Raw genomic sequence first — 22819 nt, 5'->3', positions numbered from 1 at the left:
CCAGATCTGCCAAGCGATAAATTTTTGGAATGACCGGGATTATCGCGTGGCGGCACTTCGTTGCGGCCGCGGCCGGGGTGCCTCAGCGGCCGGGAAGGTGAGGCGCACGACCGTCCCCGCGCCAGGATGGCTGCGCAGGGCGACGGCGCCGTTCTGGCGCTTGACCAGGGCGTTGAGGATGGCGAGCCCGGTGCCGCGGCCGGGCTCGCGGGTGGTGAAGAACGGCTCCAGCGCCCGGGCCAGCACCTCCGGCGGCATGCCGGCGCCGGTATCGGTGACCGTCAGCGCGACGTGACGCCCCGCCGCCCCGTCCGCGGCCACGCCCTCGCCGCCGTGGTTGCGGGTCTGAACCGTCACGCACCCGCCCGCCGGCATCGCCTCGGCGGCGTTGCGCAGGAGGATCTGGAGGATCAGTTCGGTCTGGACCGGATCGATGCAGGCGATCCACAGATCGTCGGCGAGGTCGAGATCGAAGGCGATCCCCTGCCCCAGCAGGCCCAGGGCCCGGTCCCGGTAATCGCGCAGGAGGCCGTTGAGATCGACCGGCCGCGGCTCCGGCCGGTGCCGGCGCGAGAAGGCCAGGAGGTGGCGGGTGAGCGACGAGGCGCGCTCGGCCGCATCGGTCGAGCGGGTGAGCGCCCGCTGAACGAAGGCGTCCGGATGCTCGCCGAGGCGCCGGCGCAGGCCATCGACGTAGCCGACCAGGATCTGCAACAGGTTGTTGAACTCGTGCGCGACGCCGTTGGTGAGCTGGCCGAGCGCCTCGCGCCTCTGCGCCAGGGCGAGCGCCGCTTCGAGGTCGCGGCGGCGGGAGGTCTCGACGATCTGGACCAGGCCGCACGGTTCGGCTCCCAGCACCGGCGAGAGGTGGAGCAAAGCCCAGAGCGTCGCGCCGTCGTGCCGGCGCAGCAGCACCTCGGCGCTGGCCGGCCCGCCGGAAGCGAGGAGCGCGCGCAGGGACGCCTCGGCCTCCGGCTCGGAACCGAGGCGCGCGAGACCGATCGGCGCCTCCCCGAACAGGGCGAGGGCGGCCGGGTTGGCGAAGCGCACGTCTCCCGCGGGGCCGGGCGCGACCAGCAGGGACGGCAGGGGCGCGGCCGCGAGAATCTCCGACAGGGTGTCCGGGAGCATGGCGCGCAGGGTCCCGGCCTCCCCTGGCCTCTCAGCGGCCGGCACTGGCGCAGGGACATCCGGCACGGGCGGACCTCCGTGATGCGCGGGCGGGCGCCGCGGTCTTGCGTCTCACTCTAGAGCAAGTCCGGGCCGTGTGGAAACCACGCCGCCCGGTTCCGTGCGGACTCGCTCCGCCCATCGTCCTCAACCAGCACGGTCGGCCCGAAGATCGCCTCGAAGCGCCCCCGCAGCACCGCATCGACCTCCGGCATCGTCACCGGCCGCCCGAGATCGACCAGGCTGGTGACGCCGTGCTCGCGCACGCCGCAGGGGACGATGCCGGAGAAATGCGACAGGTCCGGCTCGACGTTCAGGCTGATGCCGTGGAAGGTCGCCCAGCGCCGCACGCGGATGCCGATCGCCGCGATCTTGTCCTCGACGCCGGGTCCCTTCTCGGGCCGGCGCACCCAGACGCCGACCCGGTCCTCCCGACGCTCGCCCCGCACCGTGAAGGCGTCGAGGGTCGCGATCAGCCAGGCTTCCAGGGCGGCCACGTAGGCGCGCAGGTCCGGCCGCCGCCGGTTGAGGTCGAGCATCACGTAGGCCACGCGCTGGCCGGGTCCGTGATAGGTATATTGCCCTCCGCGTCCCGTGCGGTGGACCGGGAAGCGCTCCGGCGCCACCAGGTCGGCCTCCTTGGCGGAGGTGCCGGCGGTGTAGAGCGGCGGGTGCTCGACCAGCCAGACGCGCTCCAGCGCCCGGCCGCCGGCGATCGCGGCCGCCCGCTCCTCCATCGCGCCTTCCGCCTCGCGGTAGTCGAGGAGCGCGTCGCGCACCACCCACTCGACGGGGGGGCTGCCGGGTGCGGGCAGGAGGCTGCCCGGAGCGGTTGCGAGCCGGTCGTTTACCAAGGCTTCACCATAAGATCGGAATGTTGCCGCATCATCTCGTCGTCAGGGTGGGTGCGTCCGTTGGCGGTACTCGACATTCTCAAGGTGGACCTCGCGGTCGTTCTCGGGCGGACCCGAATGCCGATCCACATGCTGCTGCGCATGGGACGCGGCGCGGTGATCGAACTCGACTCCTCCGATTCCGATATGGTCGAGATCCTGGCCAACAACCACCCGATCGCCCGTGGGCAGATCGTGGTCACCGGCAACCGCATCTCCGTGGAGGTCACGGAGCTGATCCGCAAGGCCGAGGTGGTGCGCGAGCCCGGCATCCGCATCGGCGACGGCAGCGCCGGTCTGCTCGGCGCCCTGGCGGACGTCCTCTAGGCGAGAATGTTCGCCGGATCCGCATCGGGGCGCTTGCGTCCCCCGGAGGGGACTGGTATTCGCAGCCTCGCTTCGGGCGGGTCTCACCCCCGCCCCGCCGGTTCCGGCGACGATCAAGCACTCCGCGGCCGTGGCGGAATTGGTAGACGCGCTAGCTTGAGGTGCTAGTTGGGCAACCAGTGGAGGTTCGAGTCCTCTCGGCCGCACCATCCCTTCACCAGGGTCTCCGACCATGGAAGATCGGGATGGGTCCCCTGTTCCGTGTCAGCATCTCGTTCCTCATCGAGATCGCGAACCGAACAGGGTCGTCGGCACATCGGGCTATGAGTCAGTCTTGATGGTGGTAATGTAGATCGTTTCATATGAGCCGGACTGTTTTGATGTCTGGCGACGTCCGCGGCCGTGGCGGAATTGGTAGACGCGCTAGCTTGAGGTGCTAGTTGGGCAACCAGTGGAGGTTCGAGTCCTCTCGGCCGCACCATCCTGCCTCGTTGCGGGAGGTCGCGATCCTTCAATCAGATTCATAGCGTGTCGGAACAGCGATTCCTGGTGGAGAGGAATAGCGTCTGAACCCGTCCCGATCTGCTCGCGGTTCTTCGCAATCGCCGTGGATTGCGGCCCGGCGGGCGGTGTGCCTCCCCGCGTCAAGGATGCCGGCCTGGCCTCGCGACGCGAGAATCGGCGTTTTCCACGATCGATCGTCTCGTCGAAGACTTGCCCTAAGCAGATTTCGCCAGAGTGGTCACCGGTTCGGCGGCAAAAATCTGCGATCCAAATAAGGAGCTAAGCGGACGAAGCGTTGGCCTGTCAGCGCTTCGTCCGCTTAGCTTTTTGTGTATGGCGCACTCGTCCCGGAGAACGGGCGCCCGCGCCCTGTGCATCCTCGCCCGACCAGCGCGACAGGCCGCCCCGGCTTCGGCGGGGGAGCGCGTCCGACGGCGCGCGTGCCGTCGGCCCGTCCCTCCGGCGCCGAGGCACGACCATGCCGCGTCCGCCCTCAGTTGAGGAAGCGCGGCACCACGAACCGGATGCCCAACAGACCGATCAACGCCATTGCGCCGCTGACGATCAGCACGAACATGACGTCCGCATCCATCCCGTAACCCGGATAGAACGCCGACCGGCACACCTTGACGATGTGCATCAGTGGGTTCCATTGCACATAGTCATAGACGACCGCCGGCATCGCCTCGACCACGATAACCGTACCACTGGTAAAATAGAGAATAAGGATAGGGGCGATGACAATCATCAGCCATTGCGGCAGAACTTGCGAGATGAAGACGTTGAGAAATCCCGCTCCCATCGCGAAACATAGCGCGAGAAGCATGCCTTCGCAGAACGGATAGGCATCATGGGGCACAATATTAGCACCGCAGCACGCCGCGATAAAGAAAACCAGAAATATGCTGAGGCTGCTAGTGCAAACCTCAACGATAGCCCGCGACATGACGACATCGAAAAACTTAACTTGAGGAAAGTAGATCAACTGCTTGTTCTGCAGCGGACCTTCCATCATCTTTCGAGACATGTAATTGAAAATAATGTAGGGAGACAGGCCAGAGACGGCAAACAGCACGATGCTGTCACCGATCGGCGTCGGCTTGCGCATGATGGCGTAGATGGCGGTGATGACGAGGACGTGCGCGCAGGGCCACAAGACCGCGATGCTGTAGCCCCACATCGTGCCGCCGAAGCGGGTCCGGATGTCACGCAGAATGAGGGCGCCGAGCACGTCCAACTGGACTTCGAGCGCCGATTTCGCCTGATACGCCATCCATCGCTCCCGCCGGCCCGCGACGGCGCCCCGGCCCGCTTCCTGTCTTTGCGCGAGCGCCCTTAAGCCGACAATGCGGCAACCGGGTGACCGGTCAGGCGCCCTCAGGATCGGTCAGGCCCCGCGCCTCGCCATGGTAGGAGCGGTTCGGCCGCATATCGACGGCCGAGGCCATGCGGTTCGACATGTTGAAGAAGCTCGCCACCGCCGCGATGTCCCACAGGTCGCGCTCGGAGAAGCCGACATCGCGCAGGGCCTCCCGGTCCTCCTCCTCGATCGTCCAGGGCGCCTCGGTCAGCGCCACCGCGAAGTCGAGCATGGAGCGGTGGCGAGGGGAGAGTTCGGCGGCGCGGTAGTTCATCGCCATCATCTCGCCGAGCACCGGATCGCCCGAGAGGCTGCGCACGGCGGCGCCGTGCGCGGTGAGACAATAGTAGCAGCGGTTTACGCTCGACACCGCCACGGCGATCATCTCGCGCTCCAGCTTCGACAGGCCGGAGGGGGCCAGCATCAGGTCGTTGTAGAAGGCCGCGAAGGCTTGGAGCTTGGCGTCGTCGTGGGCGTAGGCCAAGAGGACGTTCGGCACGAAGCCGATCTTCTCCCGGCACTTGTCGAAATAGGCTTGCATCTCCGGCGACAGGTCGGGCGAGGGCGCCAAGTCGAGGGCCATCACCCGGCCCTCGGTCTCCTGTGGCGCCGGCCGCTCGCCGGTCTCGGGCTTCGTCCCCGCCGTCTTCCTGCCGCCGCTCATGCCTGTGACCTCCCCGTCATCGTGCCTCTGCTATAGGCAGTTTGCTGCCCGCAAGCGAGGCCGGGCTTGCCGGGGCCGATTCACTGTGCCACCGCTCCGGTCGTCTCCCTCGGCAGAGGCTGAGCAGAAGAGGAAGGCCAGACGTGGAACCCTCGACCGCGACCGCGACCCCCGAAGCGAAAGCCAGCCGCACCGACCTGATCGCCGCCGCGGCGGCTTTGGCCGAGGACCGGGGGGGACCCGGCGGCTTCGTCCGCGACCTCTTCGGCCGCGTGGCGCCGGAGGACCTGACCGCCTATCCGCCCGAAGCCCTGGCCGAGCTGGCACTGGCCGCGAGGGCGCATCTCGCCGCGGCGCGGCCCGGCCGCACGACCAGCGCGGTGCGCCTCTCCGACATCGAGGTGGAGCAGGGCGGGCGCCGGCGCGATCTCACGGTGCTGGAGGCGGTGAACGCCAACCGGCCGTTCCTGCTCGATTCGACCCTGGCCGACCTCGTCGCCCGCGGCTACCAGCCCCGCCTCGTCGCCCACCCGATCCTCGGCGTCGAGCGCGACGCGGACGGCGCCCTGGTGCGGGTCGTCGGCGAGACGACGGCGCAGGAAGCCGGCGGCGACGCCGGAGGGCTGGCCCGCGAGAGCGTCATCCACGTCCATCTCGACCGCATCGACGACGAAGCGGCCCGGGCCACGCTGGTCGCCAGCCTGGCCCGGGTCTATGCCGACGTCGCCGTGACGGCGGCCGATCACGGGGCGATGGTCGAGCGGCTGGCCGCGGCGGCGGCGGCCTATACCGCTGCCCCCGCCCCCCTGGCGCCGGAGGAACGGGCGGAGGCCCGCGCCTTCCTCGACTGGCTGTGCGACGGGCATTTCGTGCTGCTGGGCCTGCGCGAATACGGCGACCGGGACGGGGCCGACCATGCCGGCATCCCCGGCACCGGCCTCGGCCTCCTGCGCGATCCCGCCGTCGAGGTGTTGCGCCGCGGCGACGCCATGGTGGCGGTGACGCCCGAGATCCGCGCCTTCCTGGAGGGGCCGGAAGCGCTCCTTATCACCAAGGCGAGCCTGCGTGCGCGGGTGCGCCGGCAGGCGCATCTCGACATGGTGGCGATCAAGCTGTTCGCCGAGGACGGGCGCCCGTCCGGGGAGCTGCGCCTCGTCGGCCTGTTCACCGGCAGCGCCTATGCGAGCCGGGCCGAGGAGGTGCCGTATCTCCGCCGCAAGATCGCCAGGGTGCTCGCCAAGGCCGGCCTCGACCCGACGAGCCATGCCGGGCGCTCCCTCGTCCACGTGCTCGAGACCTATCCGCGCGACGACCTGTTCCAGATCGAGCCCGGCCTGCTCCTGCGCTTTGCCCTCGCCATCGTCTCGCTCGCCGACCGGCCGCGGGTGCGGGTGCTGGCCCGGCCCGACAAGTTCGGCCGCTTCGTCTCGCTGATCGCCTACCTGCCGAAGGACCGCACCGATGCGCGGCTCCAGGCCCGGATCGGCGCCTACCTGGCCGAGGCTTTGGGCGGCCGCCTCTCGACCATCGCGCCGGATTATCCCGAGGGGCCGCTCGCCCGCCTCCACGTCATCGTGGCGACGCCGGGCGCGCCCGAGGAGATCGATGCGGCGGCGCTCGAAGCCGGCATCGCCGGTCTCGCCCGCACCTGGGCGGATTCCTTGCGCGAGGCGCTGGCGGAGGCCCGGGGCGGCGATGCCCGCGGCCTCGCGGCGGTCTATGCCGACGCCTTCCCGGCCGGCTACCGCGAGATGTACACGGGCGCCCAAGCCCTGCCCGACATCGCCATCCTGGAGCGGATCTCGGAAGGCCAGCCCCGGGCGGTCGACCTCTTCCGCCGTCCCGGCGACCCCGACACGCGGATCGGCCTGAAGGTCTTCTCCCGCGGCACCGCCCTGCCGCTCTCCGAGCGGGTGCCGGTGCTGGAGAATCTCGGCTTCCGGGTCATCGACGAGCGCACCTACCGCCTCAAGCCCGAGGGCGCCGGCGCCCGGGTCTGGCTGCACGACATGGTGCTGGAGCGCGCCGGCGGCGGCCCGGTCGACGTGGCGGCGGTGGAAGGCCCGGTCGAGGCGGCGCTCCTGGCGCTCGCCCGCGACCTCGCCGAATCCGACGCCTATCACCGCCTGGTGCTGGAAGCCGGGCTCGGCTGGCGCGACGTCGCCCTGGTGCGGGCGCTCGGCCGCTACCTGCGCCAATTGCGCATCCGCTACGGCCAGGATTACCTCGCGGCGACGCTCGCGCGCCATCCCGCCCTCGCCCGGCGCCTCGTCGCCCTGTTCTATGCCCGCTTCGACCCCCGCCTCGACGGCGACCGGACCGCGCGCCAGGAGACTGTGCGGTCCGAGATCGAGGCGGATCTGGCCGGGGTCACCAGCCTCGACGAGGACCGGATCCTGCGCCGCTTCGTCAACCTGGTGGAGGCGGCGCAGCGCACCAACTTCTTCCAGGTCGGCCGCAACGGCCTGCCGCCGGAGACCATCGCGTTCAAGTTCCGCTGCGCGAAGGTCGACGGGATGCCGCTGCCGCGCCCGCTCTTCGAGATCTTCGTCTATTCACCCCGCGTCGAGGGCGTGCATCTGCGCTTCGGCTACATCGCCCGGGGCGGCCTGCGCTGGTCGGACCGGCCGGAGGACTTCCGGACCGAGGTGCTCGGCCTCGTCAAGGCACAGCAGGTCAAGAACGCCGTGATCGTACCGGTGGGCGCCAAGGGCGGGTTCTTCCCCAAGCGCCTGCCGCCGCCGTCCGACCGGCAGGCGTGGATGCAGGAGGGCACCGAGAGCTACCGGATCTTCATCCGCACGCTCCTCTCCCTCACCGACAACATCGTCGACGGCACGATCGTGCCGCCGCCCGCGACCGTCCGGCACGACGACGACGACGCCTATCTGGTGGTCGCCGCCGACAAGGGCACCGCCACCTTCTCGGACGTCGCCAACGCCCTGTCGCTTGAGGCGCGTCACTGGCTCGGCGACGCCTTCGCGTCGGGCGGCAGCCAGGGCTACGACCACAAGCAGATGGGCATCACCGCCCGCGGCGCCTGGGAGGCGGTGAAGCGCCATTTCCGCGAGGTCGACATCGACATCCAGGCCGAGCCGATCACGGTGGCGGGCGTCGGCGACATGTCGGGCGACGTGTTCGGCAACGGCATGCTGCTCTCGCGCTGCCTGAAGCTCGTCGCCGCCTTCGACCACCGCGACATTTTCCTCGATCCCGATCCCGATCCGGCCGCGTCTCACGCCGAGCGCAAGCGCCTGTTCGATCTGCCCCGCTCGTCCTGGGCCGATTACGACCGGCAAAAAATCTCGCCCGGCGGCGGGGTGTTCTCGCGGCAGGCCAAGACCGTGCCGCTCTCAGCCCAGATCCGCGCCCGCCTCGGCCTCGACCGCGACGAGGCGACGCCCGCGGAGGTGATGCAGGCGATCCTGCGGGCGCCGGTCGACCTTCTGTGGTTCGGCGGCATCGGCACCTATGTGCGGGCCACGACCGAGAGCGACGACGAGGCCGGCGATCGGGCGAACGATGCGATCCGCATCACCGGGCCTGAGCTGCGTGCCCGGGTCGTCGGCGAGGGCGCCAATCTGGGTCTCACCCAGCGCGGCCGGATCGAGGCGGCGCGCCGCGGCGTGCGCCTCAACACCGACGCCATCGATAACTCGGCCGGCGTCAACACCTCGGACGTCGAGGTCAACATCAAGATCGCGCTGGCGACCCCTGAGCGCGACGGGCGCCTGAGCCCGGAGAGCCGCAACGCGCTCCTTTCCGGCATGACCGAGGCGGTGGCCGATCTGGTGCTCCGCAACAACCAGCTCCAGACCCTGGCCCTGTCGCTGGCCCAGCGCTCGGCCGCGACCGAGACCGGCTTCGCCTCCCGGCTGATGCAGGGCCTGGAGGCCGACGGACGCCTCGACCGCAGCGTCGAGTTCTTGCCCTCGGATTCGGCTCTGGCCGAACGGGCGCAGGGCGGCGAGGGCCTCACCCGGCCGGAACTGGCGGTGTTGCTCGCCTACGCCAAGCTCTCGCTCAAGGACGCGCTCCTCGCTTCCGCGGTGCCGGACGACCCCTACCTCGCCCGGGAGCTGGAGCGCTCCTTCCCGCCCGTGCTGGTGGCGCGCTACCCCGATGCGGTGCAGGGCCACCGCCTGCGCCGGGAGATCATCGCCACGAGTCTCGCCAACGCGATCGTCAACCGTGGCGGGCCGACCCTGGTCAGCCGGCTGTCCGACGAGACCGGGGCCGAGGCTCCCGCCATCGCCGCCGCCTATGCGGTGACCCGCGACGCCTTCGGGTTGATCGACCTCAACAAGGCGGTGGACGGGCTCGACGGCGCGATTGCCGGCGACCAGCAGCTCGCCCTCTACGCCGAGTTGCAGGACCTCCTGCGCCAGCGCATGGTCTGGTTCATCCGCAACGGCGAGGCCGCCCCCGGCGGGATCGAGGCGGCGGTGCAGCGCTACCGCGACGGTATCGCGGCGGTCTCCGCCGCCCTGCCGGGCGCCCTCCCCCCGGCCGCCGCCGAGGCGTTGACCCGGCGCATCCGGGCTCTCGTCGATCACGGCGTGCCGGAGGCCCTGGCCTTCCGCCTCGCCGCGCTGAGCGAACTCGGGGCCGCGCCGGACATCGTCCAGGTGGCCGAGGCGACCGGGCGCCCGCCGGCGGCGATCGCCGCGACCCACTTCGCGCTCGCCGACCTCTTCCGCCTCAACGCCCTCGCGGCGGCCGCCCGGGCGGTGCCGGTGGCCGACACCTTCGACCGGATCGCGCTGGAGCGCGCGGTTTCCGGCATCGCCAGCGCCCACCGGGCTCTCACCGCCGAGGCCGCCGCCTTCGATGCCGAAGGAGCCGCCGCGGTCGAGGCGTGGAGCCAGGCCCGCGGCGCCTCGCTCGCCCGCATCCGCACCGCGGTCGCGGCGATCGCCGCCTCGGGCCTCACGGTCTCGAAGGTCTCGGTGGCGGCGAGCCTGCTCGGGGATCTGGCGCGGCCATGATCCTGCCGGCGACCGGGACCCCGGCTTTCGACGCGGCGTTCCGGGCCCGTTTCGCGGAGCTGATCGCCTGGCGCCGCGACGTGCGGCGCTTCCGGACCGATCCGGTCCCGGAGGAGGCGCTCCGGGACTGCCTGTCGCTCGCGGGCCTCAGCCCGTCGGTCGGCAACAGCCAGCCCTGGCGCTTCGTGCGGGTCTCGTCCCCCGAGCGGCGCGCCGCTGTCGCGGCAAGCTTCGCCCGCTGCAACGACGCGGCGGCGGCGGCCTACGACGATGCGCGGGCGAGCGCCTACCGGAGCCTCAAGCTCGCGGGCCTGCACGAGGCGCCGGTGCATCTCGCGGTGTTCTGCGATGAGGCGACGGGGGCGGGCCACGGCCTCGGCCGCGTCACCATGCCGGAGATGCTGCGCTACTCCGTCGTCACCGCCATCCACACCGTCTGGCTCGCGGCGCGCAGCCATGGCTTCGGGGTCGGCTGGGTCTCGATCCTGTGTCCCGAGGAGGTTACGGCAAGCCTCGACGTGCCACCAGCCTGGCGCCTGATCGCCTATCTCTGCATCGGCTATCCGGCGGAGGAACACGCCGATCCGGAACTGGTGCGCCACCACTGGCAGGAGCGGCAAGAGACGGTCTTGGTGGAACGGTGAGCGTGGCGCGGGGCAGGTCTGCATGCGCCGCACTATCATACATACTAGTAGGTACAGTAAAACGATCGCGGCTGCTCGGGCAGCCGCGGAGATCCTCCCATGCCCCTCGTCACCATCACCCTGAAGCGCGAACGCTCCGCCGCCGAGCGGCGCGCCATTGCCGACGCCATCCATGCCGCCCTTGTCGGCAGCATCGGCGTGCCGGCCGACGACCGGTTCCAGATCGTCTCACACGGTTTCGACGACGTCATCTACGATCCCGGCTATCTCGGTGTCGTCCGCAGCGACGATCTGGTGATCGTGCAGATCCACCTCTCGACCGGGCGCAGCGTCGCGCAGAAGAAGGCGTTGTTCGCGGCCATGGCCGCGAATCTCACCGGCGCCGGATTGCGGCCGGAGGACGTGTTCGTGACCCTGGTCGAGACCGCGCGCGAGAACTGGTCCTTCGGCAACGGCATCGCCCACTACGCCGATGCCGCCCCGCCCCATCTGGCGGCCACGGCCTGAGGCTCTGGCCGGAGGGATGGCTTCGCGGCATACCGCCTCCGGCACAAGGCTGTCCGACGACGAGACTGTCGCGGATCTCCAGGCAGCCTTGGAGAGAGGCGAGAGGCACGGCGTTGGCGCGGCAGGGATCATCGAAGCGGGAAGCGATCGTCGCGGCGGCGAAGGCGCTGCTCTGGGAGCGCGGCTACGAGGCGACGAGCCCGCGGGACGTGCTGGCGCGCAGCGGCGCCGGCCAGGGCAGCCTCTACCATCACTTCCCCGGCAAGCGGGAGGTGGCGGCCGCGGCGCTCGCCGAGATGGCCGAGGAGGAGATCGCGGTGATCGACGCGCTGTTCGCGCCCGGGACCCCGCCCCTCGACCGCGTCCGCGCCTATCTCACCCGCGAGCGGCAGGCCCTGCGCGGCTGCCGTCTCGCGCGGCTGGCCAACGAAGCCGCCATGGAGGAGCCATCCCTGCGCGAGCCGGTCGCGGCCTATGTCGGCCGGATCCAGGATTGCCTGCGGGCGAGCCTGGAGGAGGCGGAGGCCGCCGGGCGCCTACTCCCGGGTGTCGCGCCCGCCGGCCTGGCGGCGGTGCTGATCGCGGTGGTCGAGGGCGGCTACGTGCTCGCCCGCGTGCACTGGGACGAGGCCGCGATGCGCGAGGCGATCGACGGCGCCGTGCAGGTGCTCGGCGCGGTGACCCGCCCTCAGGCGTGAGCCTGGGCCGCCGCCAGGATGCCGACGCCGTACCCCCATCGCCTGGACGATGCCGACCGGCAGCACCGTCCATGCTCGACGATCATCAGCCACAAGGCCCGTGCATCGCCGCGGACGGCGAGGCGGGAGCCACCCTCCGGATCGGCTGCCCCAACGGCCATCAAAAGGTCCGGCCAGCGCGTGACGTCGTCGAACCGCGGATCGGCATCCCGGTCGGCGCAGGTGAAGTCTCCCGGCACGACCGTGCCCGTCCGGGCGAGGCGAACGATCGACATTCGGCGGCGGCCGACCCCGGACAGGCTTGGGAGAGAGGTGGGCGCTGCGGATCAGCCCCGGCTGAGCAGATGGGCGAGCAGCGCCCGCAATTGGGCGGGCTTCAGCGGCTTGTGGACCAGCTCGCAGCGCGTCGCCCGCACCCGCGCCTCGACCTCGGACGAGTGGTCGGCGGTGGTGATGACCGCCGGGATGTCGTGGCCGTGGACGGAGCGCAGCCATTCCACGGTGTCGAGGCCGCAGGCGCCGCCGTCGAGGTGGAAATCGGCGACGACGACGTCGGGGCACCAGGTCGTGCCGAGCAGCCGCACCAGGCTCAGATGGTCGCGCGCCGCGAAGGCGTTGGCGTCCCAGCCATGGAAGAGCCGCGCCAGCGCCTCCAACGCCGCCTTGTCGTTCTCGATCAGCGCGATGCGCGCCCCCGTCAGGCTGGTCGGCGGCACCAGCGAGGGCGCCGGGCGGGGCGGCACGGGGGCGCATGGTTCGAGATGCAGGCTGAAGCGCGAGCCGTGGCCGACCCGGGATTCGAGGCTCAGGGCGTGGCCGAGGGCCTGGGCCGAGCGGCGCACGATCGACAGGCCGAGGCCGAGCGCGATCTCGCCGTCGACGCTCTCGCGCCCGCCGCGGTGGAATTCCTCGAAGATCAGCTCCTGCTCGTCCGGCGGGATGCCGGAACCGGAATCGACCACGTCGATCCGGATCCCGCCCCCCCGCTTCCTGGCCGCCACCAGCACGCCGCCGGCGGCGGTGTAGCGGATCGCGTTCGAGACCAGGTTCTGGAGGATGCGCTGGAGCAGCACCAGGTCGCTCGCCACCCAGACCCGGCCGCCACGCACCGAGAGGCGCAGGCCCTTGCGGGCGGCAAGCGGCCCGAAGCTCGCCTCGATGCTCTCCAGCACGTCGGCCACCCGCACCGGGCGCACCACCGGATGGATCAGCCCGGCATCGAGCTTCGAGATGTCGAGCAGGGTCTTGATCAGGTCCTCGATGGTCTGCAACCCGCGCTCGACCTGGCCGACGATGACCCGCTGCTCCGGCCCCATCCGCATGTCGGCGAGAGCCGAGATCGACAGCCGCGCGGCGTTGAGGGGCTGGAGCAGGTCGTGGCTCGCGGCGGCGAGGAAGCGGGTCTTCGACCGGTTGGCGCGCTCGGCCTCCTCCTTGGCCGCGGTGAGGTCCTGGTTCGAGCGCTCCAGGCTGCGCATCAGCGCCGTCAGCTCCTCGGTGCGGGAGCGGACCTGGCCCTCGAGGGTGATGGCGGTCTGGAACAGGGAATAGGCGCTGCCGCGCTGGTCCATCGTGCGCTCGACCTGGGACATCAGGGCGGCGTTGATGCGCTCCAGTTTGGCGATGCGGCGATGGAGCGACGCGACGTCCTCGGTCGCGGCGTCCCGCTCCGTCCCCGGTCCGGCCCCGCTCACGACGCCGCGGGCCGGCCGATGGCGATGCCCGTGAAGGTCTGGTTCAGGTGCATCGAGCGGTATTGCTCGCCATAGGTCTCGAAGCCGACGACGTTGTAGTGCCGGTAGATCTCGGCGATGCTGTGGCGGGCCTGGTGGATCTCGGCGTCGAGGCGGCGCAGCACGCATTCGAAGCCGATCACCAGATCGACGCCGCCGAGCCGCGCATCGAGCCGGGCCAGCTCCTCCCGGGTCGCCTCGACCAGGTCCTTCTGGCGCGCCAGCGTCAGCACCACGCCGCTCTCGATGGCGCAGTGGAAGCTGAGCGACTGGTCCGGGTTGAGGTGGCGGATCGAGCGGCAGAAATAATCGCCCCCGACCCGCACGACCAGCGGATGCGCGGCGAAGCTCGTGGGCGTCAGCGCGTCGGGATCGAGCCCGAGCGCGTTGGCATACTCGACCGCCGCCGGCTCGGCATTGAGTTCGCGCACGGTGCGCTGCTCGTGGTCGGTCTCGGTGACCACGAACTTGATGCCGGTCGGCTCGAAATTGTCGTTCTTGAAGATCTCGACCGGGAAGTCGGACTCGATCAGGAGCAGGATGGCGGCCCGTCGATGCACCTGCCCGTCATGGATCAGGGCGGTTTCCGAGAAGGTCAGCTCGTCCCCGGCCGAGCCGCCGACGAGGGGCACCCCGTCGAGCCCGTAGCCGATCGCGGCGATCACGGTCTCCTCGGCATTGGCCAGGCCGTCGATGAGCGAGATCGCGAAACGCTGCCCGCCGCGGGAGATCCGCTCGTGGGCGCTGCGCAAGTTGCGGATCGACGCCGCGGCCCGCTCGGCGTCGAGATGGTCGACCGCCTCCAGCACCGTCGAGGCGATGCGGAACCCCTCGTGCGGGAAGGCGATCGCCACCAGGCCGCGATCGAGTCCGGCCATCGGGCTGATCTCGCCCGACGAGGTGCAGCCGGCGACCCGCACGCCCGGAAACGCGCGCCCGAGCGCGGCGTTCAGCGCCTCGACCCCGTAGACCGGCGAGAAGAAGATCACGAGATGGGCGATGCGGGCGACGTCCAGGGAGGCGGCGAGCGCCGCCACGGCGGCCTCGGCCCCAACCGCCTCGGTCCAGGCGGTCTGGATCCCGCAGCGATGCGAGCGGGTCCGTGTACCATGCGCAGATGTACCATGCGCAGACGCGCCATGCGCCGAAACTCGCGCCAAGATGTCCCTCCCGTCGTGTCGCTTCCGTGGCGGCATCTGCCGCATTATGCGGCGCGGGAGGGCGCCTGGCAACGGCACGATGCTCAAGCCCGCGACCGGGCGCCTCGTGACGCGGCAGGGGGCACGGTGCGGGCACGGTGCGCAGGCGCGGCCGGTGCGGCGGCCGCGCCTGCGCTGGGGAGCGGACGGGCGATCGCCCCCGCGATCAGCGGCCGCGCCGCCCCACGCGACGCCGCCGCCAGATGCCACGCTCCGCCCCCACCCACTCCGCGGTGAGGAGGTCCTTTCCGCCGAGGTCGCATGACGATAGGGCCCGCTCGCCGCCCCCCACCATTGGACCAATGTGCAGGGCGCGGGCAGGTCGCGGCGGCTCCATACCAAAGCACGGTGGCTGCTGCGGGGGCTGCGTGATAACTCTTTACTTCGACTTAACGGGTGCGGCGGCGTTGCTGTGCTCGACCTGCGAGTGTGCGCGCCACACGGCCCTGCGCCTGCGAGAGGATGATCCGCTGCAATGGTGGGATTGACCAGTCCGGCCCCTGGGGTGTCTCTTCCACGGCCGGACGGAGCACCGACGCCCGTCGCGGAGGGGTCGGACATGCACCTGATCATCGTCGACGATCATCCGCTGTTCCGCGATGCCTTGAGCAGCGCGGTCCGCCTCGCCTTCCCGGCCGCCGAGGTCGAGGAGGCGGACGGCATCGAGAGCGCCTGCGCGGCCCTCTCCCGCGGCCGCTCGATCGACCTGACTCTGCTCGATCTCACCATGCAGGGCGTCAACGGGTTCGACGGGCTGATCGCCATCCGCACCCGCTTCCCGCGCATCCCGGTCCTGGTGGTGTCCGGGCTCGACGATCCGCGCATCGTGCGCGAGGCGCTGGCCCACGGCGCCGCCGGCTTCGTGCCGAAGGCCGCCGGCAAGCCGGTGCTGATCCGCGCCATCACCGACGTGCTCAACGGCGCGGTCTTCGTGCCCGAGGGCCTCTCGGGCCCCGCCGAGGCCCCCGGCCGCAAGCCCGGCAAGGCACCGATCGCCGAACGCATCGCCGAACTGACCCCGCAGCAGGTCAGGGTGCTGCTGATGATCCGCCAGGGCAAGCTCAACAAGCAAATCGCCCACGAACTTGGCGTCGGCGACTCCACCGTGAAGGCGCATGTCTCGGAGATCCTGCGCAAGCTCGGGGTGATCAGCCGGACCCAGATCGTGATCGAGACCGCGAATCTCGACTACGACAACATCATGTCGGGGCTGCCGTCGAACTGACCGACATCCGCACTGACCATCAGCGAGCGTCACCGGGGCGAACGACGTGGACGGCGATCCGATGCCGTCCGGCGATCCTCAATCGAGGAATCCGGCGCCCTGCGCCGGACCGTCAATGAGCGGGAGCAGGGCCCGCGCGTCCGGCCCATGATGGGCAAGATCGTCGCTCATGCGACGAAAGTCGCAATCTTGGCCGGAAGCCCCGGCCCGCCGCCGCATTGGCAGCCCTTAACGTTTCCTTTGCCCGAAAGTCGAAGAAGCCGCCGAAGCCTGTCCCCGCCCGGTGGCGCAGCCGGGAGGAAACCCTGATGATTGCCGTCCGGAAGCACGGACCCTGGGCCCTCGTGGGCGCCCTCGGGGCCGCCGCGCTCGCGGTCGTCGCGACGCTGCGCGGCGAGAGCATCAACGCTCTGTGGATCGTGGTCGCGGCGGTGTCGGTCTACCTGATCGCCTACCGCTACTACTCGCTCTACATCGCCGACCGGATCATGCGGCTCGACCCGAGCCGCCAGACCCCGGCCGTGCGCCACAATGACGGGCTCGATTACGTCCCGACCGACAAATACGTGCTGTTCGGCCACCATTTCGCGGCGATCGCCGGCGCCGGCCCGCTGGTCGGCCCGGTGCTGGCCGCCCAGATGGGCTATCTGCCGGGCCTGCTCTGGATCCTCGCCGGCGTGGTGCTGGCCGGCGCCGTGCAGGACTTCATAGTGCTGTTCGTCTCGATGCGCCGCGACGGCCGCTCCCTCGGCGAGCTGATCCGCGCCGAGCTGGGCACGATTCCCGGCATCGTCGCCCTGTTCGGCGCCTTCCTGATCATGGTCATCATCCTGGCGGTGCTGGCGCTGATCGTCGTCAAGGCGCTGGCCGAGAGCCCCTGGGGCACCTTCACGGTGATGGCGACGATCCCGATCGCGCTGCTGATGGGCGTCTATTCGCGCTGGATCCGCCCGGGCCGCATCGGCGAGGTCTCGATCCTCGGCTTCGTGCTCTTGATGGCCGCGATCCTCTACGGCCAGACCGTCGCCGAGGATCCGGCGCTCGCCGCGATGTTCACCTTCACCGGCACGCAGCTGTGCTGGATGCTGATCGGTTACGGCTTCGTCGCCTCGATCCTGCCGGTCTGGCTGCTGCTCGCCCCGCGCGACTACCTCTCGACCTTCCTCAAGATCGGCACCATCGTCGGCCTCGCGCTCGGCATCCTGGTGCTGGCGCCGCATCTCCAGATGCCCGCGGTGACGAAATTCGTCGACGGCACCGGGCCGGTCTGGTCGGGCTCGCTGTTCCCGTTCCTGTTCATCACCATCGCCTGCGGCGCGGTCTCGGGCTTCCACAGCCTGATCTCGTCGGGCACGACCCCGAAGCTGATCGACAACGAGGTCAATGCCCGCTTCATCGGCTATGGCGGCATGCTGATGGAGTCCTTCGTCGCCGTGATGGCGCTCGTCGCCGCCAGCGTCATCGATCCGGGCGTGTACTTCACCATGAACGCGCCGGCGGCAATCGTCGGCACCACCCCGGAGAGCGCATCCGCGGCGGTCACCGCGATGGGCTTCCCGATCTCCGCCGACACCATCAAGCAGACGGCGGCGGATGTCGGCGAGCACACGGTGATCTCGCGGGCCGGCGGCGCGCCGACGCTCGCGGTCGGCATGGCCCACATCATCTCGAACGTCATCGGCGGCAAGGCGATGATGGCGTTCTGGTACCACTTCGCCATCCTGTTCGAGGCCCTGTTCATCCTCACGGCGGTCGACGCAGGCACCAGGGCCGGGCGCTTCATGCTCCAGGACCTGATCGGCGTCGCGGTGCCGGCCTTCAAGGACACCTCGTCCTGGGGCCCGAGCATCGTGGCGACGGGCCTCTGCGTCGCGGCCTGGGGCTTCTTCCTCTACCAGGGTGTGACCGACCCGCTCGGCGGCGTGAACACCCTGTGGCCGCTCTTCGGCATCTCGAACCAGATGCTGGCGGCGATCGCGCTGACGCTCTGCACCGTGGTCATCTTCAAGATGAAGCGGGAGCGCTACGCCCTCGTCACCATCGTGCCGACGCTCTGGCTCGTCGCCTGCACCATGACCGCCGGCCTCCAGAAGGTTTTTTCCGCCGATCCGCGGGTGGGCTTCCTGGCCCATGCCGACCGCTACGCGACCGCGCTCGCCGAGGGCAAGGTGCTGGCCCCGGCCAAGAGCCTCGACCAGATGCGCCAGATCATCCTCAACGACCGCATCGACGCGGTGCTGGCCCTGGTCTTCGTCGGCGTCGTGGTGGCGATCATCGCCTTCGGCGTCCAGGCTTGCCTCAAAGCCTACCGGGCCGATCGCTGGACCGCCGTCGAGGCGGATCCGCGGGCGGTGCCGGTGGCGGCGGAGTGAGCCGATGGGTTCGGCGGATTCCTTGCGGGAGCGCTGGGCGACCCTGACGCGCTGCGTCTGCGACGGCGCGCGGCTGATGGTCGGCCAGGGCAATTACGACACCTACGTCGCCCATATCCGCAAGACCCATCCCGAGCAGCAGCCGATGACCCCGACGGAGTTCTTCCGCGAGCGGCAGAACGCCCGGTTCGGCGTCGGCGGGCGCGGCGGCTTCCGCTGCTGCTGACCCCCCCCTCGCCCGCGCAGGAGCCCTGAACCCTGCGCGGGCGAGACAACACGCAAGGGCAGACCGGGTTCCGGGAAAGACGAAATCCGTTCAGGAGACCTTCAGGAAACCCCCTTAGGTCTTGCGGCAGGATGATGGCGGCGATGTCGCAAGTCGCCGCCGCCCCGACACGATCCGGTAAAGCGCGCCTTAACTAGGGCTGAGCCGGCAGCATGGCGGTGACGCGCAATCGGCACGGCTTGGCCGGACGGGGCAGTGCTACAGGAGAGGCCCCTCCCCAGTACCCGCCGTGACAGCCGTGGCCTCCCTGACGCTTCCCCTCGCCGCCGCCCCGTCCGCCCGCCCGGCCCTGCCGGCCCTGCTCGGCGACCAGCCGCTGCGCGGCATCGTGCTGGTGGTGGTCTCCACCGTGTTCCTGTCCAGCTCCGACGCCACCGCCAAATACCTCACCGGGCAGCTGTCCGGGATCGAGGTGGCGTGGCTGCGCTATGTCGGGTTCCTGGCGGTGATGCTGGTCGCCGCTCTGGTGCGGGCGCATCTCAAGCGCGGCGCCTCGCCGTTCCGCAGCGCCCGGCCGGGCCTCCAGGTGGTGCGGGGCATCGCCCTCGTCGCCTCGTCGCTGCTGTTCCTCGCCGGCCTGCGGATCCTGCCGGTGGCCGAGACCACGGCGATCGCCTTCGTGTCGCCGATCTTCGTCACCGCCCTGTCGATCCCGGTGCTCGGCGAGAAGGTCGGCGCGCGGCGCTGGGCCGCCGCCCTCGTCGGCCTCCTCGGCGTCCTCATCATCGTGCGGCCCGGCACCGGCGCGTTCCAGACCGCCGCCCTGCTCCCCATCGCCTCGGCGTTGTTCTGGGCCGGCGCCCTGGTGGTGACCCGCAAGATCAACGGCTACGACGCGCCCCAGACCACCATGACCTGGTCGGCCGTCGTCGGCTTCCTGGTGCTGTCGGCCATCGTCCCCTTCGTCTGGGAGACCCCGAACCTCAACCAGGTGGCGATCGGCGCCGCCATCGGCTTCATCTCGACCGCCGGGCACTGGATCGTCACCATCGCCTACCGCCACGCCCCGGCCTCGACCCTGGTGCCGTTCTCCTACAGCCAGATCATCTGGGCCGGCCTCCTCGGCTTCCTGTTCTTCGGCACGGTCCCGGATGCCTATATGGGTCTCGGCGTGCTGGTGATCTGCGGCAGCGGCCTCTACACCGCCCACCGCGAGCGGATGCGCCGCGTCCCGGCCCCCACCGGGGTGCTACCGGCGGGGGGAGTGCGCTGATGGCGGACTTGTCCGGCGGTTCGCACGGAGCCGCCGCCTGTCAGACGAAGTCTCCGTGCCTTGCGCAGGCACCGGGACGTCGCCGTCCGCAGGGCAGCGAAGACGATCCGCAACAACCGCCGGTGTCCTTGACCGGGACCGATCGCGATGGGACAGTGACGGCATTGCCCGTCCGGCCTCGGAGCGCGACGTGTCCCGGTTTCTCGTCGTCATGGTCTCGGGCCTCGGCAGCATCATCCTGTCGTCGGTCCTGAACGCGGTGCTTTCCGGCTCGCTCCCGCCCGGCGCGGTGCCTCTCGCGGCCGGGCTGACCGCCTGGTCGGTGGTGGTGGCCGCGGTGACGCTCCCGATCGTCGAGCGCAGCGTCTCCGTCGAGCGGCGCTTCGGCTGCGTCGTCGGCGCCCAGATCGGCCTCGTCTTCGCGCTCATGCAGGCCACCCGGCTGTGGCGCCTGCCGGGCGGCATGAACGAGGCGGCCCTCGGCCTGATCCTGGTCTTCCCCGTCGCGGCCCTCGGGGCGGTGACCTTCGGCGCGCTCTTCACCCGCGAGGAGCGGCAGAGCTGGTTCGGGCGCCGGCCCATGCCGGCGGCGTCGGACGCCGTGCCGCCGCGCGTGTCCTGATCGCCGCCCGCACCGGGCCGGCCCTTCCAACCCGCCCCCAACCCTTCTAAGGACACGCCTCCCCGTCGCCCCGGAATCGCGGAGTCGTCATGTCCAGCATCACCCAGCGCATCGCCACCGAACTCGGCGCGCAGGAATGGCAGGTCAAGGCGGCGGTGGACCTGCTCGACGGCGGCTCGACGGTGCCGTTCATCGCCCGCTACCGCAAGGAAGTGACCGGCACCCTCGACGACGCGCAATTGCGCACCCTGGAGGAGCGCCTGCGCTACCTGCGCGAATTGGAGGCACGCCGCGGCGCGATTCTGGAGAGCGTGGGGGCCCAGGGCAAGCTCGACGACGCCCTGAAGGGCCAGATCCTCGCCGCCGACACCAAGGCCCGGCTCGAAGACCTCTACCTGCCGTTCAAGCCCAAGCGCCGCACCAAGGCGCAGATCGCCCGCGAAGCCGGCCTCGGGCCGCTCGCCGAGGCTCTGCTCACCCGTCCGGACCAGGTGCCGCTCCAGGCCGCCGCCCCCTTCGTCGACGAGGCCAAGGGCGTGGCGATTCCGGAGGCGGCCCTGGAGGGCGCCCGTGCCATCCTGGTCGAGCGCCTGTCCGAGAATGCCGAGCTGGTCGGGCAGTTGCGCGAGGCGTTCTGGACCCGCGGCAAGCTCGTCGCGCGGGTGCGCCAGGGCAAGGAGCAGGCCGGCGCCAAGTTCGCCGACTATTTCGACTTCTCCGAGCCCCTGACCCGCCTCCCCTCCCACCGGGTGCTGGCGCTGTTCCGCGGTGAGAAGGAGGAGGTGCTGGACCTGCGCCTCGACGAGGCGCCCGAGGGGGTGGATGCGCAGAGCCTCTATGACGGCCGCATCGCGCTCTCGGCCGGCATCCAGGATCGCGGCCGGCCCGGCGACCGCTGGCTGATGGAGGCGGTGCGCTGGGCCTGGCGCACCAAGCTCAGGCTCTCGATCGACCTCGACCTGCGCGCCCGGCTGTGGGACGCCGCCGAGGCGGAAGCCGTGCGGGTCTTTGCCGGCAACCTGCGCGACCTGCTCCTCGCGGCGCCGGCCGGCGCCCGTCCGACGCTGGGCCTCGATCCGGGCTACCGCACCGGCGTGAAGGTCGCGGTGGTGGATGCCACCGGCAAGGTGGTGGCGACCGACACGATCTACCCGCACGAGCCCCGGCGCGACTGGACCGGGTCGCAGATGACGCTTGCCAAGCTGTGCCGGGCGCACAAGGTCGAGCTGGTCGCCATCGGCAACGGCACCGCCTCGCGGGAGACCGACAAGCTCGCCGCCGAGCTGATCGCCAAGCAGCCGGACCTCACGCTCACCAAGGTCATGGTGTCGGAGGCCGGCGCCTCGGTCTACTCGGCCTCGGCCTATGCCAGCCAGGAACTCCCGGGGCTCGACGTGTCGCTGCGCGGCGCGGTCTCGATCGCCCGGCGCCTTCAGGATCCGCTGGCCGAGCTGGTGAAGATCGAGCCGAAGGCGATCGGCGTCGGCCAGTACCAGCACGATCTGGCGGACGGCAAGCTGTCGCGCTCCCTCGACGCGGTGGTGGAGGATTGCGTGAACGGCGTCGGGGTCGACGTCAACACCGCCTCCGGCCCGCTGCTCGCGCGGGTGTCGGGCCTGAGCGAGCGGGTGGCGCAGAACATCGTCACCCACCGCGACACCAACGGGCCGTTCCGCAGCCGCTCGGGGCTGAAGAAGGTCGCAGGGCTCGGGCCGAAGGCGTTCGAATTGTCGGCGGGCTTTTTGCGGATCCAGAATGGCGACGACCCGCTCGACGCCTCGGGCGTCCACCCGGAAGCCTATCCGGTGGTGCGCCGCATCCTCCAGGCGACGAAGAGCGACATCAAGGCGGTGATCGGCAACGGCACGGTGCTCAAGGGCCTGAATCCGAAATCCTTCACCGACGAGACCTTCGGTCTGCCGACCGTCACCGACATCATCGCCGAGCTGGAAAAGCCCGGCCGCGACCCGCGCCCGACCTTCAAGACCGCCACCTTCCAGGAGGGCGTCGAGAGCATCGGCGACCTCAAGCCCGGCATGGTGCTGGAGGGCGTGGTGACCAACGTCGCGGCGTTCGGGGCCTTCGTCGATATCGGCGTGCACCAGGACGGGCTCGTCCACATCTCGGCCCTGTCCAAGACCTTCGTGAAGGACCCGCGGGCGGTGGTGAAGCCCGGCGACGTGGTGCGGGCGAAGGTGCTGGAGGTGGACGTGCCGCGCAAGCGCATCTCGCTCACCTTACGCCTCGACGACGAGATCGGCGCCCGGCCGCCGCGCGAGCCAGGGGGGTCGCACCGCGACGCCCCCCGCCGCGACGCCCCGCGCCCGCAAGCCCGCCGCGAGGAGCCGGCCGGGGGCGGCGCGCTGGCGGATGCGTTGCGCAAGGCGGGGCTGGATCGCGGGACGCGGCGGTGA

At 70.6% G+C, this 22819-nt stretch carries 18 protein-coding genes and 2 tRNA genes; 13 read left to right on the top strand and 7 right to left on the bottom strand.

All coding sequences use genetic code 11. The features are described from left to right. Positions 1-39: 39 nt before the first annotated feature. Both VP06_RS25635 and lipB read right to left on the bottom strand, forming a co-directional pair. Positions 40-1131 carry an ATP-binding protein gene (locus VP06_RS25635; protein WP_048466630.1) on the bottom strand — a complete coding sequence of 364 codons (1092 nt, stop codon included), beginning with the start codon at positions 1129-1131 and terminating at the stop codon, positions 40-42. A gap of 116 nt (positions 1132-1247) precedes the next feature. After that, positions 1248-2024 carry a lipoyl(octanoyl) transferase LipB gene (gene lipB / locus VP06_RS25630; protein WP_082167617.1) on the bottom strand — a complete coding sequence of 259 codons (777 nt, stop codon included), beginning with the start codon at positions 2022-2024 and terminating at the stop codon, positions 1248-1250. A 60-nt stretch (positions 2025-2084) separates the two neighbouring features. Between lipB and VP06_RS25625 the strand changes: the two genes are divergently transcribed. The 3 genes from VP06_RS25625 (at position 2085) to VP06_RS25615 (ending at position 2871) form a co-directional block, all read left to right on the top strand. After that, the gene (locus tag VP06_RS25625) at positions 2085-2390 is read left to right on the top strand and encodes a FliM/FliN family flagellar motor switch protein (protein WP_048466649.1); all 306 of its coding nucleotides are present in this window, start codon (positions 2085-2087) and stop codon (positions 2388-2390) included. A 124-nt stretch (positions 2391-2514) separates the two neighbouring features. Continuing rightward, positions 2515-2599, top strand: a tRNA-Leu gene (locus VP06_RS25620). 187 nt (positions 2600-2786) lie between these two features. After that, positions 2787-2871 (top strand) — tRNA-Leu (locus tag VP06_RS25615). 516 nt (positions 2872-3387) lie between these two features. Here VP06_RS25615 and VP06_RS25610 read toward each other — a convergent pair. Further along, entirely contained in the window at positions 3388-4167 is a 780-nt protein-coding gene (locus VP06_RS25610; RefSeq protein WP_048466629.1) for an ABC transporter permease, read from the bottom strand. A gap of 94 nt (positions 4168-4261) precedes the next feature. Continuing rightward, entirely contained in the window at positions 4262-4837 is a 576-nt protein-coding gene (locus tag VP06_RS25605) for a peroxidase-related enzyme (protein WP_048466648.1), read from the bottom strand. Between the two features lie 224 nt (positions 4838-5061). On the opposite strand from VP06_RS25605, the gene VP06_RS25600 reads away from it, so the two are divergent. The 4 genes from VP06_RS25600 to VP06_RS37345 all read left to right on the top strand — a co-directional run bounded on the left by VP06_RS25600 (position 5062) and on the right by VP06_RS37345 (position 11755). Further along, positions 5062-9906 (top strand): NAD-glutamate dehydrogenase, encoded by a 4845-nt coding sequence (locus tag VP06_RS25600; protein WP_048466628.1) that lies wholly within the window; start codon positions 5062-5064, stop codon positions 9904-9906. Then, complete coding sequence (gene bluB / locus VP06_RS25595; protein ID WP_048466627.1) at positions 9903-10550, top strand: 5,6-dimethylbenzimidazole synthase; 648 nt, start codon at positions 9903-9905, stop codon at positions 10548-10550. Before VP06_RS25600 ends, bluB begins: the two co-directional genes overlap by 4 nt. A 99-nt stretch (positions 10551-10649) precedes the next feature. Further along, positions 10650-11057, top strand: coding sequence for a tautomerase family protein (locus VP06_RS25590; RefSeq protein ID WP_048466626.1), 408 nt, complete (start codon positions 10650-10652; stop codon positions 11055-11057). A 113-nt stretch (positions 11058-11170) separates the two neighbouring features. Then, positions 11171-11755 (top strand): TetR/AcrR family transcriptional regulator, encoded by a 585-nt coding sequence (locus VP06_RS37345; protein ID WP_048466625.1) that lies wholly within the window; start codon positions 11171-11173, stop codon positions 11753-11755. Here the strand turns inward: VP06_RS37345 and VP06_RS25580 are convergent. The 3 genes from VP06_RS25580 to VP06_RS25570 form a co-directional block, all read right to left on the bottom strand. Continuing rightward, complete coding sequence (locus tag VP06_RS25580) at positions 11746-12030, bottom strand: hypothetical protein (RefSeq protein ID WP_048466624.1); 285 nt, start codon at positions 12028-12030, stop codon at positions 11746-11748. The genes VP06_RS37345 and VP06_RS25580 overlap by 10 nt on opposite strands. Positions 12031-12081: 51 nt before the next feature. Continuing rightward, positions 12082-13347: an ATP-binding response regulator gene (locus VP06_RS25575; RefSeq protein WP_082167620.1), complete on the bottom strand. Its 1266-nt coding sequence runs from the start codon at positions 13345-13347 to the stop codon at positions 12082-12084. 98 nt (positions 13348-13445) lie between these two features. Beyond that, entirely contained in the window at positions 13446-14567 is a 1122-nt protein-coding gene (locus VP06_RS25570; RefSeq protein WP_048466647.1) for an FIST N-terminal domain-containing protein, read from the bottom strand. 679 nt (positions 14568-15246) lie between these two features. Here VP06_RS25570 and VP06_RS25565 point away from each other — a divergent pair. The 6 genes from VP06_RS25565 to VP06_RS25540 all read left to right on the top strand — a co-directional run bounded on the left by VP06_RS25565 (position 15247) and on the right by VP06_RS25540 (position 22819). Beyond that, positions 15247-15912 (top strand): response regulator, encoded by a 666-nt coding sequence (locus VP06_RS25565; protein WP_156295768.1) that lies wholly within the window; start codon positions 15247-15249, stop codon positions 15910-15912. 308 nt (positions 15913-16220) lie between these two features. Further along, a complete protein-coding gene (locus VP06_RS25560) occupies positions 16221-18284 on the top strand; it encodes a carbon starvation CstA family protein (protein WP_048466621.1) in 2064 nt (687 codons plus the stop codon). Positions 18285-18288: 4 nt separating this feature from the next. Then, positions 18289-18510, top strand: a complete 222-nt coding sequence (locus VP06_RS25555) for a YbdD/YjiX family protein (RefSeq protein WP_048466620.1) — start codon at positions 18289-18291, stop codon at positions 18508-18510. A gap of 307 nt (positions 18511-18817) precedes the next feature. Then, the gene (locus VP06_RS25550) at positions 18818-19783 is read left to right on the top strand and encodes a DMT family transporter (RefSeq protein ID WP_197093288.1); all 966 of its coding nucleotides are present in this window, start codon (positions 18818-18820) and stop codon (positions 19781-19783) included. A gap of 190 nt (positions 19784-19973) precedes the next feature. Next, entirely contained in the window at positions 19974-20405 is a 432-nt protein-coding gene (locus VP06_RS25545) for a hypothetical protein (RefSeq protein ID WP_048466618.1), read from the top strand. Positions 20406-20494: 89 nt separating this feature from the next. After that, a complete protein-coding gene (locus VP06_RS25540) occupies positions 20495-22819 on the top strand; it encodes a Tex family protein (RefSeq protein WP_048466617.1) in 2325 nt (774 codons plus the stop codon).

The organism is Methylobacterium aquaticum (assembly GCF_001043915.1).
In the GTDB taxonomy this organism is placed as follows: domain Bacteria; phylum Pseudomonadota; class Alphaproteobacteria; order Rhizobiales; family Beijerinckiaceae; genus Methylobacterium; species Methylobacterium aquaticum.
The sequence above is the reverse complement of the archived record's forward strand: the minus strand, read 5'-3'. Positions and strand labels throughout refer to the sequence as shown.